Annotated in this window: 1 protein-coding gene and 1 pseudogene; one reads left to right on the forward strand and one right to left on the reverse strand. The window is 65.5% G+C overall.

The window, feature by feature from the left end; all coding sequences use genetic code 11:
- Positions 1–628, forward strand: a 628-nt coding sequence (locus tag EN781_RS32885) for an FAD-dependent oxidoreductase (protein ID WP_189347979.1), incomplete at its 5' end; no start/stop codon positions are given.
- 70 nt (positions 629–698) lie between these two features.
- On the opposite strand, the pseudogene EN781_RS35690 reads toward EN781_RS32885, so the two are convergent.
- A pseudogene (locus tag EN781_RS35690) lies at positions 699–889 on the reverse strand (DUF459 domain-containing protein); the annotation flags it as partial.
- Positions 890–1,179: the final 290 nt, after the last annotated feature.

Genomic DNA, 1,179 nt, shown 5'->3' on the forward strand with positions numbered 1-1,179 from the left:
GTCGGACGCGGTGTCGCCGCCGCCGATCGTCGCCGGCGGCCAGCATGTCGTCGTCGTCGGCGGCGGCGACACCGCGTCCGACTGCGTCGGCACCGCCTTCCGCCAGGGCGCCGTTCGTGTCACCCAGCTCGACATCCGGCCGCAGCCGCCGGAAAAGGAGGACAAGCTTTCGGTCTGGCCCTACTGGGCGACGAAGATGCGCACCTCGTCCTCGCAGGCGGAAGGCGCCGAGCGCGAGTTCCAGGTGGCGACGCTCGAATTCATCGGCGAGGACGGCGCGTTGACCGGCGTCAAATGCTGCGAGGTCGATGAAAAGCGCAAGCCGATCGCCGGCACGGAATTCGTCATCCGCGCGGATCTGGCCTTCATCGCTATCGGCTTTGCCGGGCCGGCCGCGGTCGGGCCGGTGTCGGAGCTGGCTGGCCAGATGAAGATCGCCATCGACAGCCGCCGCTCGAACAACGTCGAGGCCAATGATCGCGACTACAAGACCAGCGTCGAAAAGCTCTATGCAGCGGGCGATGTGCGCCGCGGTCAATCGCTGGTCGTCTGGGCGATCCGCGAGGGCCGTCAGGCAGCGCGTTCGATCGACGAGGCGCTGATGGGATCGAGCGTGCTGCCGCGCTGAGACCGTTTGGAAACGCTACTCCCGCGGCCATCTGAGGGCGCTTTGCCCTTCAGGTGTCCCGGGGGCAGGTTTACGGACTGATCGCCGTGGTCGTTTCGGTTGTGGCCGCGGCCGCAGGCTGCCGCCTTGGCGGCCAAGAAAAATCGTCGGCGCGGCCGGGCGAAGCAGCGGGCGCCTTGCCCTCGACGACGAATTTTTCACCGGGCCCGGCTTGGCCGGCGCTGCGGCACCGAGGAGTTCCGAACCGCCGTCGAGTGCCGGTGATTTCGAGTCGGCGTCGGTAGCCGGGGCGGCGGCCTCAGTCTTTTCGTTCGAGGGTGGACTACGCTACTGGCCCAGTACCGGCAAGCATCGAAGGACCTTTACAATCATAAAGGTACGTCACCGGTCTCGCGGCTCACCTATGACGATCTAGACGCGCATTCGAGTGAAGTCTTCTTCAACGCGATCCACAATCCGACTGGCATTTTCGTAAAGGCCTCCTCGGTGCCGGCGGCATCAGGGAGGGTTTTCTCATGACGAGGACTTCTTACGGAAATGGGGGGGCTACT

Source organism: Mesorhizobium sp. M4A.F.Ca.ET.090.04.2.1, from assembly GCF_003999085.1.
Classification (GTDB): domain Bacteria; phylum Pseudomonadota; class Alphaproteobacteria; order Rhizobiales; family Rhizobiaceae; genus Mesorhizobium.